2 protein-coding genes are annotated in these 1,687 nt (G+C 47.8%); both read left to right on the top strand.

Going from position 1 to position 1,687, the window contains the following annotated elements:
- The coding region (locus F6K53_RS40480; RefSeq protein WP_293085809.1) for an efflux RND transporter periplasmic adaptor subunit at window positions 1–1,140 on the top strand (1,140 nt) is incomplete at its 5' end.
- An 11-nt stretch (window positions 1,141–1,151) separates the two neighbouring features.
- Window positions 1,152–1,687 (top strand): efflux RND transporter permease subunit (locus F6K53_RS40485; RefSeq protein WP_293085812.1); only part of this gene is annotated, 536 nt, incomplete at its 3' end.

Below are 1,687 nucleotides of genomic sequence, written 5' to 3' on the forward strand. Positions count from 1 at the left end.
TCCCAGCGAGCTCAAGCGGTAGCTGAACTCAAGGAAATGCAAGCTGGTTCTCGCCCGGAAACTATTGCGGCTGCGCGAGCTAACCTAGCTCAAGCTGTGGCTGAGCTCAAGGAAAGACAAGCTGGGCCTAGAGCGGAAACCATTGCTGCTGCTCGGGCTAATGTCACAGAACTCGACAAACAACTGGAACTGTCTCGCAAGAAACAAAATCGACGACAATCCCTGTACAGCGAGGGAGCAATTTCCCGGGAGCAACTCGACGAAGCAATTACTGAAGTTAGCGCCCAAAAGGCTCGCCTTGACCAAGCACAAAGCCAACTCAATGAGTTATTAGCTGGAACTCGTCCGGAACGGATTGAAGCCCAAAAAGCTCGGGTTGACCAAGCTCAAAAGCAGCTAGATGAGTTACTGGCTGGAACCCGTCCGGAACGGATTGAAGCCCAAAAAGCTCGGGTTGACCAACTGGATGCTAGCTTAGGGAAGCTCAAACTGGATCTTAAAAAAACTACTCTCAAAGCTCCTTTCTCTGGAACCATCTCCAGGCGTTGGGTTGATGAAGGAACAGTCGTCTCTACTGCTGGCTCTCAACCGATTTTTAGCATTGTGGAAGATGGAGCTGTTGAAGCTAATATTGGTATTCCTGTCTCAGCCGCTTCCCAACTCCAACTCGGTAGCACTTTGCCGTTAAAAATTGGACAGAAAACCTATACCGCCCAAGTTTCATCAATTCTGCCCGAACTAGACTCTGACACTCGCACTGTAACCGTTGTGCTGAAGCTAGATCCCGCAGCAGCTAGAACAGTTGCTCCAGGACAATTAGCCCAGTTAGAACTCGCTCAATCCATTACCACTTCTGGTTATTGGTTGCCAACTACAGCCCTAGTACCAGGAGTTCGGGGTTTATGGTCGTGCTACGTCTTGGGTGAAGCAGTGCCATTGAAATCCCCTATTGCTCAGGGTAAAACCACTTTCCGGGTGGAACGAACTGATGTGGAAATTCTGTATCAAGAAGACGATCCTTCCGGCACCCATGGCCAACGGGTATTAGTGCGAGGAACTCTCCAGCCCGGTGACCAGGTGATTATTAGCGGTATGCATCGCATTGTTCCTGGTCAATTCGTCCGTCCTATTAAACAGTGAGGGGTGTCAGTATGTCGAATTTATTTTATCGCAATCTCCAATTACTAATTTTAACTATCTGCTTAATTGTGGTGTGGGGACTTTCGTCTTTCTTTAGTCTTCCTCGCCTAGAAGATCCAGAATTAACTCAGCGCAATGCTTTTATTACAACCGTTTTTCCTGGAGCCAGTGCAGAACGGGTGGAATTTCTGGTTACAGACAAAATCGAACAAGAATTATTTGAAATTAAAGCAATCGAGACCATTGAATCTACTTCTCGCTTGGGCTTTTCTACTGTTTCAATACAGCTGAAGGAGCAGGTTAAAAATGTTGACCAGATTTGGTCACGGGTGCGGGATAAAATTACTGATATAGCGCCACAGTTACCAGCGGGAGCAAGTACCCCAAAATTCGAGGACTCACAACCAAAAGCCAATGCAATGATTGTGGCTCTGACCTGGGAACAGGACAGTCCCACTAACTATGCCATTCTGCGCCGTTGGAGTCAGGAACTAGAGGATAGACTGCGTTTCGTTCAGGGAACTGAGAAAGTTGAGCTCTTCGGTAA

Origin of the sequence: Moorena sp. SIO4A1 (assembly GCF_010672065.1) — a bacterium.
Lineage (GTDB): Bacteria > Cyanobacteriota > Cyanobacteriia > Cyanobacteriales > Coleofasciculaceae > Moorena.